9 protein-coding genes and 1 pseudogene are annotated in these 12,903 nt (G+C 74.0%); 4 read left to right on the top strand and 6 right to left on the bottom strand.

The window, feature by feature from the left end; translation table 11 throughout:
• Window positions 1-164: 164 nt before the first annotated feature.
• The gene (locus SK069_RS16870) at window positions 165-722 is read left to right on the top strand and encodes a hypothetical protein (RefSeq protein WP_319955421.1); all 558 of its coding nucleotides are present in this window, start codon (window positions 165-167) and stop codon (window positions 720-722) included.
• Window positions 723-851: 129 nt separating this feature from the next.
• Here the strand turns inward: SK069_RS16870 and SK069_RS16875 are convergent, their stop codons facing one another.
• From SK069_RS16875 to SK069_RS16885, 3 genes are all read right to left on the bottom strand, one after another.
• Complete coding sequence (locus tag SK069_RS16875; protein WP_319955422.1) at window positions 852-2,159, bottom strand: PucR family transcriptional regulator; 1,308 nt, start codon at window positions 2,157-2,159, stop codon at window positions 852-854.
• 101 nt (window positions 2,160-2,260) lie between these two features.
• On the bottom strand, window positions 2,261-3,940 hold the full coding sequence (locus SK069_RS16880) for a long-chain fatty acid--CoA ligase (protein WP_319955423.1): 1,680 nt from the start codon (window positions 3,938-3,940) through the stop codon (window positions 2,261-2,263).
• The gene (locus SK069_RS16885) at window positions 3,937-5,529 is read right to left on the bottom strand and encodes a GMC family oxidoreductase (protein ID WP_319955424.1); all 1,593 of its coding nucleotides are present in this window, start codon (window positions 5,527-5,529) and stop codon (window positions 3,937-3,939) included. The genes SK069_RS16880 and SK069_RS16885 overlap by 4 nt, the downstream gene beginning before the upstream one ends.
• 160 nt (window positions 5,530-5,689) lie before the next feature.
• Between SK069_RS16885 and SK069_RS16890 the strand changes: the two genes are divergently transcribed.
• Window positions 5,690-6,943, top strand: coding sequence for a cytochrome P450 (locus SK069_RS16890; RefSeq protein WP_319955425.1), 1,254 nt, complete (start codon window positions 5,690-5,692; stop codon window positions 6,941-6,943).
• Window positions 6,940-8,178 (top strand): LuxR C-terminal-related transcriptional regulator, encoded by a 1,239-nt coding sequence (locus tag SK069_RS16895; protein ID WP_319955426.1) that lies wholly within the window; start codon window positions 6,940-6,942, stop codon window positions 8,176-8,178. Before SK069_RS16890 ends, SK069_RS16895 begins: the two co-directional genes overlap by 4 nt.
• A gap of 45 nt (window positions 8,179-8,223) precedes the next feature.
• On the opposite strand, the gene SK069_RS16900 is transcribed toward SK069_RS16895, so the two are convergent.
• Together SK069_RS16900 and SK069_RS16910 are read right to left on the bottom strand one after the other, a co-directional pair.
• Entirely contained in the window at window positions 8,224-9,690 is a 1,467-nt protein-coding gene (locus SK069_RS16900; RefSeq protein WP_406628310.1) for an aldehyde dehydrogenase, read from the bottom strand.
• Window positions 9,691-9,713: 23 nt separating this feature from the next.
• Window positions 9,714-11,221: pseudogene (locus SK069_RS16910) on the bottom strand (carotenoid oxygenase family protein).
• A 65-nt stretch (window positions 11,222-11,286) separates the two neighbouring features.
• On the opposite strand from SK069_RS16910, the gene SK069_RS16915 reads away from it, so the two are divergent.
• Window positions 11,287-11,871 carry a TetR/AcrR family transcriptional regulator gene (locus SK069_RS16915; RefSeq protein ID WP_319955430.1) on the top strand — a complete coding sequence of 195 codons (585 nt, stop codon included), beginning with the start codon at window positions 11,287-11,289 and terminating at the stop codon, window positions 11,869-11,871.
• A 363-nt stretch (window positions 11,872-12,234) separates the two neighbouring features.
• Here SK069_RS16915 and SK069_RS16920 read toward each other — a convergent pair whose 3' ends face one another.
• Window positions 12,235-12,903, bottom strand: coding sequence for a TetR/AcrR family transcriptional regulator (locus tag SK069_RS16920; protein ID WP_319955431.1), 669 nt, complete (start codon window positions 12,901-12,903; stop codon window positions 12,235-12,237).

A 12,903-nucleotide genomic window follows, 5' to 3' on the forward strand; every position in this document is an offset into this window, starting at 1 on the left:
GCGGCCCGGCAGGGGCCGGAGCACCTCCCGGTGGCCTGAGGGAGAACCCGCCCCTGCTCGAGGGAGACGGGGGTGTGCGCGGCGATCCCGCCCGTGGAGCCTGCCCGCCCCGGCGGGAATGGTCCCGTCGCGTCCCCTGGAGACTCCGTGCCCTCGACCTGCCGGTGACCGTGACCGTGCCGGCGAGCACCGCCTCCGGCGTCTACGACGTCGTGCTGCGAGCCGCCGACGAGGGCGGCGAGCGCTCCGCGACCGCCCGGATCCGCGTGGCGGGCCAAGAGCCGCCGACGACGACCACGGACGCCGCGCCGCCGACCGGGACCCTGCCGTCCACGTCGGTGCGGCCGGGCTCGCTCGTTCTCGGCAGGGCGAGCACGTCGCACGCGGGCCGCGTCGTCCGCGTCGCGGCCACCGTCTCCGGCCCCGGGTCGATCGAGGCGATCGCCACCCGTCCCGCCGCGATCGCCTCGAACCGTGCGCGGGACATCGCCCGCAACGTCCTCACGCCGGGCCCCCGGCGCCTGGCCTACGCGCGCCTGCGGCCCGCCCCGACGAAGAGCCGCAAGCTCTCGCTGGTCCTGCGGCGCACCCCGGAGGGACGCCTGGCGGCCCTGGCGCTCGGGCGTCGCCGGTTCACCGTCCGGATCGTCGTGCGCTACACGCCGGCGGGCGGGAAGGCCATCGTGGCCTCGAAGCTCGTACGGGTGACGCCGCCGCGCTGAGCCCCCGGCTCCCGGCGAGTCCTCCGGCGCTGCCCGCCACGTCGGAGATGCCGAGACGGAGGTCGACACCGGGGCGAGGAATCGGACGGCCGCCGCTCCACCACGGGGTCCTCGTGCCGCGATCGAGGCTCAGCCCGGATCGAGGCGCGGTGCTTCAGGCTCGATGACCGGCTCGTCGTTGAGCAGCGGCGCGAGCAGGACGGCCGCCTGGAGCGCCTTCGCTCCCGGCTCCTCCTGCCCGGCGATCGATGCGGCGCGACGGATCCGATACGCGATCGTGTTCTGGTGGATCCCGAGACGCCGCGCGGCGCGCGCGAGGCTCTGCCCTTCCTCCAGGTACACGCGGAGGGTCTCCAGCAGGCGGCGGGACGCGTCGTCGCCCGCGGCCAGCGGCCCGAGGATCGATGCGGCGACCTGCCGGGCCGCCTCGACGTCGCGCAGCAGCAGGTCCTCGACGGCGACGTCGTGATAGGCGGTCGCGCGGGCCGCACGCCGCAGGAGCCGCCCAACCCGCCGGGCCCGGCGGGCCTCGCGGTGCGCCAGGCGGAAGCCGTCGACCCCCAGGGCGGCACCGCTGAGGGCGACCCGGAAGCGCGCGTTGCGCAGCCGCCGCGCGACGCGCTCGGCCGCGTCCGGTGGCACCACGTCGCAGGCGACCCAGGCGGCGCACTCGTCCACGCCGTCGTGGTGGACGAGGGGCCGGCCATGCCCACCGAGCGCCTCGGCGACATGGCGCACCGCATCGTCCACGGGATCGCCCGGCAGGTCGGCCGCACGCTCGTCCGTGGTCCAGAGCAGGACGCAGCAGTGCGTGCGACGCAGGTCGTACCCGAGCCGGGCGCTCGTCACGTCGACGTCGACCGGCGCGCCGTTCAGCAGCGCGGTGATCGCCTCGGTCCGCACCGCAGCGGCCCCACGGCGGCGACGGTCCCGCTCCTGCTGGTAGGCCTCGATCAGCGGCGCGGAGATCGCGTCGATCCAGGCGAACGCGAACGCGGAGCACGCGCGCATCGCGTCGGTGACGAGCGCCGGGTCGTGGTCGCCGGCGACGAGGTCGGCGTAGAAGAGGTCCTGGTAGGCGGCCTGACCGAGGCGGTAGATCCGCAGCAGGTCGTCCATCGGGATGCCCCGGCCGACGAGGCCGCGCGCCCAGATCAGCGCGTCGTGCGGCGGGGGCACGACCTGGGGCGGCGTCCAGCTGCGGATCATCGTCGACAGGAGCTGCGCGCTGCTGCGGGCGACGGAGATGAGCGACGCGTGGAACTCGTCGCCCAACCTGATGTGGGGCATGACCTGCTCGACCCGCTCGATCAGCAGGTCCGCGACCTCGTCGAGCTCTCCGAGCAGCCGCTCGGCGGTCGCAGCGAGCAGGGCCTCGACCTCGGGGGAGCACTGCGGTACCGCGCCGGCCGTCACCATCGTCCCGTGCCTCCGCATGGGGCGAGCCTCCCAGACCGCGGTCCGCCCGCGGGATCGGCGCGCGCCCTCACGCCGATCCCCCGGATCGCTCGCCGCGCGCTGGCGCAACCGAGCCCGACTCAACGGCCCGTGCTTGCCGACGCGGCGACGCCCGTTCCGTCGACGCAGACCGCCAGCGCTCCCTCCGCCAGCCGCGCCCGCAGCACCTTCTTGTCGAACTTGCCGACCGACGTCTTCGGGACCTCCTCGATGAAGGCGAAGCGTTCCGGCACCCACCACCGGGCGACCCGCTCGGCGAGGAACGCCCGCAGCTCCGCCGGTCCGGCCGTCGCCCTCGGGGCGAGCACGACGCACGCCAGCGGCCGCTCGGTCCACCGCTCGTCCGGATGGGCGATCACCGCGGCCTCGAGCACCTCCGGATGCGCGAGCAGCTCGCCCTCCAGCGCGACGGAGGAGATCCACTCCCCGCCCGACTTGATGATGTCCTTCGCCCGGTCGGTGAGCCGCAGCGTGCCGCGGTCGTCGATCGTCGCCACGTCGCCGGTCCGCAGCCAGCCGTCGTCGATCGCCTCCTCGCTCGCGTCCGGGTCGCGGTAGTACCCGGCGGCGATCCACGGCCCGCGGACCTGCAGCTCGCCCTCGCTGGTGCCGTCCCACGGCTGCTCGACGCCAGCGTCGTCGACGAGCCGCGCCTCGACGAGCGGGGCGATCGTCCCCTGGGCGAGCCGGCGCGCCCAGCGCTCCTCCTCCGGCACGTCCTCGGGCACGCGCGCGACGGCGCCCAGCGGGCTCGTCTCCGTCATGCCCCAGGCCTGGACGATCTCCGCCCCGAGGCGGCGCTCGAAGCCCTCCATCAACGCACGCGGGACCGCCGCCCCGCCGCACGGCGCGCAGCGCAGCGACGAGACGTCGACCTCGTGCTGCTCGGCGTAGCGCAGGAGATCCATCCAGATCGTCGGCACGCCCGCGGCGATCGTCACCCGCTCGGCGGCGATCGCCGCGGCAATCGTCGCGGCCGACATGTCCCGCCCGACGAACACGAGCGAGGCGCCGGTCAGCGCGCACGCGTACGGCAGGCCCCACGCGTTGGCGTGGAACATCGGGACGATCGGCAAGACACGATCCCCCCGACCGACGGCGAGCGTGTCGACCATCCCGGCGGCGAGGGCGTGCAGCACGCTGGACCGGTGCGAGTACAGGACGCCCTTCGGGTTGCCGGTCGTGCCGCTGGTGTAGCAGAGCGCCGCCGCGGCGCGGTCGTCGACCTCCGGCCACGCGGCCAGCGGCGCGACGTCGGCGAGCGCCGCGTCGAGGTCCTCGCTGCGGAAGCGCTCCAGCGCCGCACCCGGCTCCGGACCCTCGCCGAGGAGGACGAGGTGCTCGAGCTCGGTCAGGTCGTCGGCGACCGCCTCCAGCAGCCCGAGCAGCGTGCGGTCGACGAGCAGCACGCGCGCGCCGCCGTGGTTCAGCACGTAGGTGAGGTGCTCGGGCGTCAGGCGCAGGTTGACGGTGTGCAGCACCGCGCCGATCGCCGGGATCCCCAGGTACGCCTCGAGGTGCTGCGCCGAGTTCCAGGCGAGCGTCGCGACGCGATCGCCCTCCCGCACGCCGAGCGCGCCGAGGTGCGCGCCGAGGCGCGCCGCGCGGTCGGCGACGCCGGCGAAGCTCCGCCGCGTCGTGCGACCGTCGGCCCGGAAGTCGACGACCTCGGAACGGGCCGTGACGGTGGCCATCCGTCGCACGAGCCCCGCGATCGTCAGCGGATGGTCGTGCTGCATCAGGCCCGGCAGCGGGCTCATGCGGCGACCTCCGCCCGGTCCGCGGCCTGCGCCGCGGGCACGCCGCGCAGCAGGTCGGCGGCCTTCTCGCCGACGACGATCGCCGGCGCGTTCGTATTGCCGCGCGGCACGACCGGCAGGACGCTCGCGTCCGCCACCCGCAGGCCCTCGACGCCCTGCACGCGCAGCTCGGCGTCCACCACGCGGCCGATCCCGCAGGTGCCTGCCGGGTGATACAGCGTCTGGGCGGTGCGCTGGATGTGCGCCCAGACGTCCTCGTCGCTGTCGGAGGCGGGGTACGCACCGACCATCCGCTCGCGGACGTGCGGAGCGAGCGCCGGCTGCTCGGCGATCTGCATCGCGCGACGGACGCCCTCGATCATCGCCGCCCGGTCGGCCTCGCTCTCGAAGTAGCGGTGCACGATCCGCGGCTTCGAGCTCGGGATCGGCGCCCGCAGCGACACCTTGCCGCGACTCTCCGGGGTGAGCAGGCAGGCGCTGGACACCCAGGCGTGATCGACGGCGACCGCCAGGCCCTCCTCGACGAACGGCGCCGGCGCCGCATGAAACTGGACGTTCGGAGCATCCAGCGACGGATCGGTCCGCAGGAAGCCGCCGGCCTCCGCGAAGTTCGACGTCAGCGGCCCCCGGCCCTCGCGCGCGAACTGCTGGAGGTGGTGCGGCGCGGTCGCGGTGAGCAGCGACTCGGTGTCCGTCCAGACCCCGACGGCGCTCATCGGGTGGTCGGTCAGGTGCTCGCCGACCTCCGGCAGGTCGGCCACGACGTCGATCCCCAGCGGCGCGAGCTCCGCAGCCGGACCGATGCCGCTGAGCAGCAACAGCTGCGGAGAGCCGTAGGCGCCCGCCGCGAGGATCACCTCGACCTCGGCCCGCCGCTGCTGGAGGCGGCCGTCGTGGTACAGCTCGACGCCGACCGCCCGACCACCCTCGACGACGACGCGGTGCACGAGCGCGTCGGTGACGAGCTCGAGGTTCGGGCGATCGAGCGCGGGACGCAGGAAGGCCTGCGCGGTCGACCAGCGACGGCCGTCGCGCTGGGTCACCTGGTAGAAGCCGACGCCGTCCTGGGACTCCGCGTTGAAGTCCTCGTTGGCGGCAAGGCCCGCCTCTCGTGCAGCTGCCACCCACGCCTGCATGAGCGGGCTGCGAGAGCGGTTCTCGCTGACCGTGAGCGGACCGTCGGCGCCGTGGTACTCGTTCGCGCCCCGCTCGTTGGTCTCGGACCGCTTGAAGTACGGCAGGACGTCCTCGTAGCCCCAGCCGGTCGCCCCGGCGGCCGCGTACCCATCCCAGTCGGCGCGGTTGCCGCGGATGTAGATCATCGCGTTGATCGAGCTCGACCCGCCGACGACGCGTCCGCGCGGCAGGTAGAGCCGACGCCCCGCGAGGGCGGGCTCCGGCTCGGAGTCGAAGTCCCAGTCGAAGCGGCTCTTCATCAGCGAGCCGAACGCCGCCGGGACATGGATCTCGTCCGCGTCGTCCTGACCGCCGGCCTCGATCAGGGTGACCTCGACGGCGGGATCCTCGGTCAGTCGCGCCGCCAGGGCGCAGCCGGCGGACCCTGCGCCGACGACGATGTAGTGGCTCATCAGGTGCCTCCTCGGGTGTGGTCGACGCGACCGTACGGCCGGGGTCCGCGGCGCCGTTCGGGATTTCGACGATCGGGATGCCCCGGGGTTCGGAGAACTCCCCAGCACCGCCGCCGCGCCGCGCAGGACGATCCTCGGCGTCCAGCCCAAGGAGGAGCGCATGGCCACCACCCTCGACCAGATCGACCTTGCGACGCGGGCGTTCTGGGCCCAGACCCCCGACGAGATCGACGCGGCGTTCACGGTGCTGCGGCGCGAGAACCCCGTCCCGTGGAGCGGACCGGCCGAGTCCGACCTGTTGCCGCCCGAGCTCAACACCCAGGGCTTCTGGTCGCTGACGAAGTACGACGACATCCGCTTCGCCAGCCGCCATCCCGACGTCTTCTCCTCGGCCGAGGGGATCACGATGGAGACCTTCGACCCGCTGATGACGCAGGCAGCGCAGTCGTTCATCGCGATGGACGACCCGCGCCACGCCGAGCTGCGCGGAATCACGATGGAGGCGTTCAAGCCGGCGAACATGAAGCGGATGGGCGACTGGGTCCGCGGCCACGCCCGCGATCTGATCGACGAGATGGCCCCGCTGGGCGAGGGCGACTTCGTCGAGCTCGTCTCCAAGCAGCTCCCCGGCCGGATCTTCGGCAGCTTCTTCGGGCTGCCGGCGGGCGAGGTCCACGACCGCACGATCGACGCCGCCCAGCGCCTGCTCTCGTGGTCCGATCCCGCGGCGACGAAGGGGAAGACCGGCCTCGAGCACTTCGTCGAGGCCGTGATGGAGCTCCATGAGATCGCCGCCCTGCTGACCGATCAGCGCCGCGCCGAGCCCGGCGACGACCTCATGACCTGGGTGATCCAGGCCGAGTTCGAGGGCCAGCGGATGGACGACGACGAGATCGCGGCGTTCTTCGTGCTCCTCGCCGTGGCCGCGAACGACACCACCCGCCACGCCTCCGCGCACGCGATCAACGTCTTCGCGCAGCACCCCGTGCAGAAGGCGCTGCTGATCGAGGACATCGACGGCCGCGTGGAAGGCGCCGTCGAGGAGGTCCTGCGCTGGGCGTCGCCGCTGCTGCACATGCGCCGCACCGCGACGCAGGACGTGACGATCGGCGACGCCGAGATCAAGGCCGGCGACAAGGTCGTGCTCTGGTACTGCTCCGGCAACCGCGACGAGGACGCGTTCCCCGACCCGTTCTCCTTCGACATCCTGCGGCCGAAGAACCGCCACGTCGCGTTCGGGGGCGGCGGCCCGCACTACTGCCTCGGGGCGGCGCTGGCCCGCACGATGCTGCGCTCGCTGCTGTCGGAGGTCTACACCCGGATCCCCGACATCACCGGCGAGCCCGAGTGGCTGGCGCTGAACTTCATCAACGGCATCGAGCGGATGCCGTGCACCTGGACGCCGCCGCGATGAGGACGCCGGGGGTCCCGCGACCGGCGGCCCCGGCCGCTGGCCCGTCCGAGCGCCCCTGGCCGCGGAACGCCCCGCCGGTCGGGCCGCGCGCCCGGCGCGAGGTCGACGAGCTCCTCGCGACCGCGGGACCGCTGCTCGGCGTCGACGGAACGATCAGCCCCCTGGACCTCGAGTCGACGCGAGCGCTGCTGGAGCGGACGTGGCGCGACGCGCTGGCCGTCCTCGACGCCGCGACCCCCGCCCGTCGCTCGCGCCTCATCGACGTGCTGGGCCGCTGCCGCGAGCTGGACCGCGACCTGGAGCACCACCTGACGGACGCGCGTGCCGCCTCGCTCGCGCGCGTCCGGGCGGCGCTGGAGCTCCTCTCCGACGCCGAGAGCCTCGCCCAGGTCCTCGACCGGGGGCCGGTGGCGGCCGCGCGGCTCGGCTTCGATCGCAGCCTCCTGTCGGCCGTCGAGCGCGGCTGCTTCGTCCCGCGGTCGTGCTTCATGGGCGAGGACCGTGAGCGGGCCGAGCACCTCGTACGGGTCGGTCGGGACGAGCCGCGACGGCTCGACGGCTCCCTGCGCGAGACGACGCTCGTCCGGCGCCGAGAGGCGATCGTCGTCGACGACGTCCAGACCGACCCGCTGGTGCACCGCCGGATGGCCGAGGTCTCGGAGGCGCGCAGCTACGCCGCCGCCCCGGTCCTGCTCGAGGGACGGGTCGCGGGGTTCCTGCACGCTGACCACCACGCCCGCAGGCGCGCGGTCAGCGGCCTGGACCGCGACGCGCTGTGGATGTTCGCCGACGCCTACGGCCGGGCGCTGGAGCGCGCCCTGCAGGCCACGCGCCTGCGCGAGTTGGAGCGGGCGGTCGAGGGCGCCCATCGCGAGACGCTCGCCGCGCTGCGCGCGACCGGCGTCGAGGCGCTCGGGCTCGGCGAGGTGCGCACGACGCGCCCGCTCGCCCCGGTGGCGCCGCTGCTGCCGCGGGAGGAGCCGGCAGCGCCGGCGGCCCTGACCCGGCGCGAGCTGGAGGTCGTGCGGCTGCTCGCCGCGGGCGAGACGAACGCCGGGATCGCCGCGCGCCTCGTCATCTCGGCGGGCACCGCGAAGACGCACGTCAAGCACATCCTGCGCAAGCTCGGCGCCGCGAACCGCGCCGAGGCCGTATCGCGCTTCCTGCAGCTCGAGCGCGACGCCGAGCGGCGTGCGGCGGGCGGGGAGCCCGCCGCGCGCCGCGCCCTGGGGTAGACCCCCAGGGGTGCGCCCCGGCCGCTCGGCCGGGGCGGGCGGCGCCTACGCCGCCGGGGCGGGCGGGTGGTAGATCGACTGCAGCTGTTGGTAGGCCGCCAGCCCCTCCGGACCGAGCTCCCGTCCGATCCCGCTGGCCTTCACGCCCCCGAACGGCGCCGCCGGATCGAGCATGAAGTGGTTGATCCCGATGCTGCCGGTCTGGACCCGCGTGGCGACCGCCTGACCGCGCTCGGGATCGCTCGTCCAGACCGAGCCGCCGAGCCCGTAGTCGGAGTCATTGGCGATCGTGGTCGCGTCGTCGACGCCGTCGTACGGGATGACCGCCAGCACCGGACCGAAGATCTCCTCGCGGCTGACGGTCGCCCGGTTGTCGACGTCGGCGAAGATCGTCGGCCGCACGAAGAACCCGCGGTCCTGCGCCGCCGGGGTCCCGCCGGCCACGACGCGCCCGCCCTCTGCGCGGCCGGTGGCGACGTACCCCTCGACGCGGTCGCGCTGGCGGGCGGAGGCGAGCGGTCCGATCTGGGTCGCCGGGTCCAGCGCGTCGCCGACCACGAGCCCGTCGGCGAGCGCGCCGAGCAGGACGACGACCTCGTCGTAGCGCTCCCGCGGCGCCAGGACGCGCGTGCCGAGGAAGCAGGTCTGGCCGTTGTTCAGCAGCGTCGCCCCGAACAGCTCCTCGACCGAGGACGCCAGGTCGGCGTCGTCCAGGACGATCGCCGCCGACTTGCCGCCGAGCTCGAGCGTCACCGGGCGCAGCAGCCCGCCGCAGGCCGTGGCGATCGCCCGCCCGGCCGCCGTGGAGCCGGTGAAGGCGACCTTGTCGATCCCCGGGTGCGAGACGAGGTACGCGCCGACCTCCCGACCGGCGGGCACGATGCTCACGACGCCCTCCGGGATGCCGGACTCCTCGATCGCCTCGGCGAGCAGCTGCGCGTCGAGGACCGTCTCGGGGCTCGGCTTCACGACGACCGAGCATCCCGCCGCCAGGGCGGGCGCGAGCTTGAACATCGTCAGGACCTGCGGGAAGTTCCACGGCACGATCGCCGCGACGACGCCGATCGGGCCGCGCCGGACGTGGATCCGCCCGCCGAGCAGGCCGACGCGGTCCTCCGCCTCCGGCAGCTGCCGCACGAGGCCGGCGTAGTAGCGGGCGAGGAGCCCCGGGAAGACCGCCTCGGTCTGCTCGGCGATCGCGATCGGCATCCCGTTCTGCTGCGCCACGCGGCGCGCGATCTGCGGGCCGCGGGCGTCGAGGGCGTCGGCGAGCCGCTCGAGCGTCGCGGCGCGGCGCTCGGGCTCCCACGTCGCCCAGCCCGTCGGATCCTCGAACGCGCGGCGGGCCGCGGCGACGGCGGCGTCGACGTCGGCGTTCGTCGCCTCGGGCACCGAGCCGATCGGCTCCTCGGTGCTGGCCGAGATCACCGCGATCCGGTGCCCGCCGCGCGGGGCGACCCACGCGCCGCCGATGAAGAGGTGCTGCTGGTCGATGGTCGTCTGCGTGCTCATGGTGCTCGTGCGCTCCTCGTCGCTCACGCCCCGACGCGGTCGCCGAAGAACTGGGCGTGGAAGTTGAACGGCAGGTGATGGGGCAGCTCGGCGCGGGCGATCTCCGACAGGTCGCGCGCGTCGAGGACGACGAGGAACGACCGGCCGGCGTGCGAGTCCAGGACGACGCTCAGCACCGCGCCCTCGTCCTCGTGCTCGGCGTCGGGCGCCGGGACGAAGATCGGCTCGCCCGGGTAGCACCCCGGCTGTGCCACTCGTGGTGCTCGCCCGAGTCGACGTCGAGCTTCACCACCGCGTCGAACCAGTCGCTCTCGGCGTCGCGGTAGGCCGCGAGGTAGGCGTACTGGTAGTGGAAGGTGTTGCGGCTGTCGTTGATCCGCGGGAACTCGACGCGGAGGTCGGCGATCCGTCGCTCGACGGCCGCGCCGCCGTTCAGGGGCAGCCGGTAGCGGGTCGGCGCGCCGCAGAAGACCGCGTGGTGGTCGGGATCGCGGAGCTTCTCGATCTCCATGTCCCAGACGCACTGCGGGGAGTCCATGGTGACGATGTCGACGACGATCTCGTCACCGTCCTCGTAGGCGTTGATCGTGTGCCAGAAGAAGAAGGGCTGCGCCGCGTGCGTGCTGTGGACCTTGCCGGTTCGGCGGTCCACGACGGCGAACCGCGCGCCGTCCTCAGGGTGCCAGTCCAGGCACTCGGTGAACTTGCCCGACCGCAGGATCCCCGGCAGCGAGTAGCTCAGCGGCTGCAGCGGCAGCACGACGTAGTGCTCCGTCATCGCGAAGCTGTGCATGTACTCCGGGGGCCGGCCGGCCGGCGCGCTGCCGATCGGCCGGCGGCGGGCCTGCGCGTCGATCGCGTCAATCCGGTGCTCGTTGCGCACGCCGAGCCGAGCGACGACCGTCACCATCTCGGTCCCCTCGGCGGGATCGAACTGCATGTGGTCGTAGAGGACGTGGGCGTCGCGGCTGTCGTGCCCCATGTCGGCGAAGCCGAGCGTGTCGAGCGTGTCGGGGTCGAACTCCAGCGGAAACGGCGCCTCCGTGGCCATGAAGTACCGCTCGCCGAAGCGCGCGATGTTGATGTTCGGCTCGAAGTGCCCGTCGGGGTCGAACATCGTCATGAGGCGCTTGCCGAGCCGCTTGCACGGGTCGGTGCCGACCGAGATCGTGGCCCGGTAGCGGCCCTGCTCGGCGTCGAGCTTGCGCGGCGTCTGGAGGAAGCGGTTGGCGTAGGCGACCCGCCCGTCGGCGATCGAGAAGACGTTGAGCATCGCCAACCCGTCGAACCAGTGGCCGAGCTGCTTCTCGCCGACCTCGAACCGCGCCGGGGTCGCGCGCATGAACGTCCCGGTCAGCCAGTCGGGCAGCGTGCCTCGGACGGGCAGGGCGTCGACGCGGATCTCCTCGTCGAGCGTCGTGTGCCCCTGCAGGCGCGTGCCGGCCGTCGGCAGCGCTTCGGTCTGGGTGGTGGTCGTCGCCATGATGGTCCTCCCCGGTTCGGGACAGGCGGCCCGCGGGCCGCTTGACATTGTCAAGCGAACTTCCCACGTCGGCGTTGACACTGTCAAGCGGGCGGGCCGTCGATACTGGTCCGGTGACGACCGAGACCCGCGCGACGCTCGCCGACCGGCTGCTGGACGCCGCAGAGGCCGAGATCGCCGAGCACGGCACGACGGAAATCAGCCTCCGCGCCGTCGCGCGCCGGGCCGAGGTCTCCCACCAGGCGCCCGGGTTCGCGTTCCGCGACCGCGCCGGCCTGCTCGCCGCGCTCGCGGCGCGCGGCTACCGCTACCTCCAGGAGGAGATCGCCGCGGCGCGCGAGGACCAGCCCGAGGACGCCGGGGGACGCGCGGTCCTCGTCGAGATGGGCGTGGCGTACGTTCGCGCCACGACGCGGCGGCCGGCGCTGTTCTGGCTCCTCACGCGCGTGGACGTCGGCGTCGGCCGACCGGAGCTCGAGGACGCCCGCCGACGGGCCGTCGAGACCCTCGTGGCCGCCGTGCGCGCGGCGATCGCCGACGGCTGGCACCACGATGCGACGCCGGACGAGCTGGCGACGCTCGCCTGGTCGACCGTCCACGGCCTGGCGGTGCTGCACCGCGACGCGCTCGGCCAGCTGACCGCGGGCTCGCCGGAGGAGACCGCGCGCGCGACCATGCGCCTGCTGCTGGACCGCTGAGATCGTTCACCGCAGCGGTCCGGGCGAGCTGACCCGGCGGCCGACGGCGCGGGTGAGGACGACCGCCGCGCGCATCCGCGATCAAGGACGTGTCCCGTCCGTTGGGTCCGCCGCTCGCGGCGGTGGCGACCGGCCGGTCGGGGCGGCCACCGCGGGTCGGCCGACCGTGCCGACAGCGATCGGAAGGACGCGCCGACCGTGCTGCTCGGCCCGGCCGTCTCCTTGGCGACCGTCTGCGCCTGCATCTGGTGAAGGCCTTCGCTCGGCGCCGTGAACGTCGTGCCGTTCCGTGCGCTCTGGGAATCGACGGCCTCCGTCGAGAAGACGACCGGGACCGGCACGTCCCGGAGGTTCGCACGCCGGCTACGCGCCCGAGCCGTCGTCGCGACCGCCGGACCCCGGACGTCCGGTGCCGTCGTAGAGCGTGCTCCAGATGATCGTCGTGAGCCCGAGCGACAGCTCGGCGAGCGCCGCGTCGTCGGTGTTCGGGAGCAGCTTGCCCATGCCGCGCTCGGCCGTCCACGCGAGCCAGGCGGCGACCGAGGTCGGGGCCGGGAACGCCCGGACGCTCCCGCGGGCCTGGCCGTGGAGGATGTGCTGCTCGACCTCTCCGGCACCCTCGGTGATCAGCGCGTCGAGGTGCGCGCGCAGCGCCGGCTCGTAGCCGGCGGCCTCGGTCACCGCGGACATGAGCGCCGCGTGCGGCCGGCACACGACGAGCATGTTCCGGATCGCGTCGTGCACGTCGTCGTAGCCGGCGTCGGGCGGGAGGTCCCACCAGCCCCTCGCGGCGTCGGTGATGTCCCCGACGACATCCGCGAAGAACTCCTCGAGCAGGTGGCTCTTGTCGCGGAAGTGGAGATAGAAGGTCGAGCGGGACACCCCGGCGTCGGAGGCGATCTGCTCCACGGTGAGCTCCGAGTACACGGCGCCCTCGTTCAGGCGGCCCTCGACCCCCTCGAGCAGCCGCCGACGGAACGCCGCGTGACGGATGGCGCGCTTCTCGCTCGCCGACGGAGGGACCGATCGCAT

Source organism: Patulibacter brassicae (genome assembly GCF_033949425.1).
Classification (GTDB): domain Bacteria; phylum Actinomycetota; class Thermoleophilia; order Solirubrobacterales; family Solirubrobacteraceae; genus Patulibacter; species Patulibacter brassicae.

What these genes read in the sequence shown, in the direction of transcription:
- SK069_RS16875 (WP_319955422.1), bottom strand. Translation starts at nt 2,159, where the DNA reads ATGCGGAGGCACGGGACGATGGTGACGGCCGGCGCGGTACCGCAGTGC.
- SK069_RS16880 (WP_319955423.1), bottom strand. Translation starts at nt 3,940, where the DNA reads ATGAGCCCGCTGCCGGGCCTGATGCAGCACGACCATCCGCTGACGATC.
- SK069_RS16885 (WP_319955424.1), bottom strand. Translation starts at nt 5,529, where the DNA reads ATGAGCCACTACATCGTCGTCGGCGCAGGGTCCGCCGGCTGCGCCCTG.
- SK069_RS16890 (WP_319955425.1), top strand. Translation starts at nt 5,690, where the DNA reads ATGGCCACCACCCTCGACCAGATCGACCTTGCGACGCGGGCGTTCTGG.
- SK069_RS16895 (WP_319955426.1), top strand. Translation starts at nt 6,940, where the DNA reads ATGAGGACGCCGGGGGTCCCGCGACCGGCGGCCCCGGCCGCTGGCCCG.
- SK069_RS16900 (WP_406628310.1), bottom strand. Translation starts at nt 9,690, where the DNA reads ATGAGCACGCAGACGACCATCGACCAGCAGCACCTCTTCATCGGCGGC.
- SK069_RS16920 (WP_319955431.1), bottom strand. Translation starts at nt 12,903, where the DNA reads ATGCGATCGGTCCCTCCGTCGGCGAGCGAGAAGCGCGCCATCCGTCAC.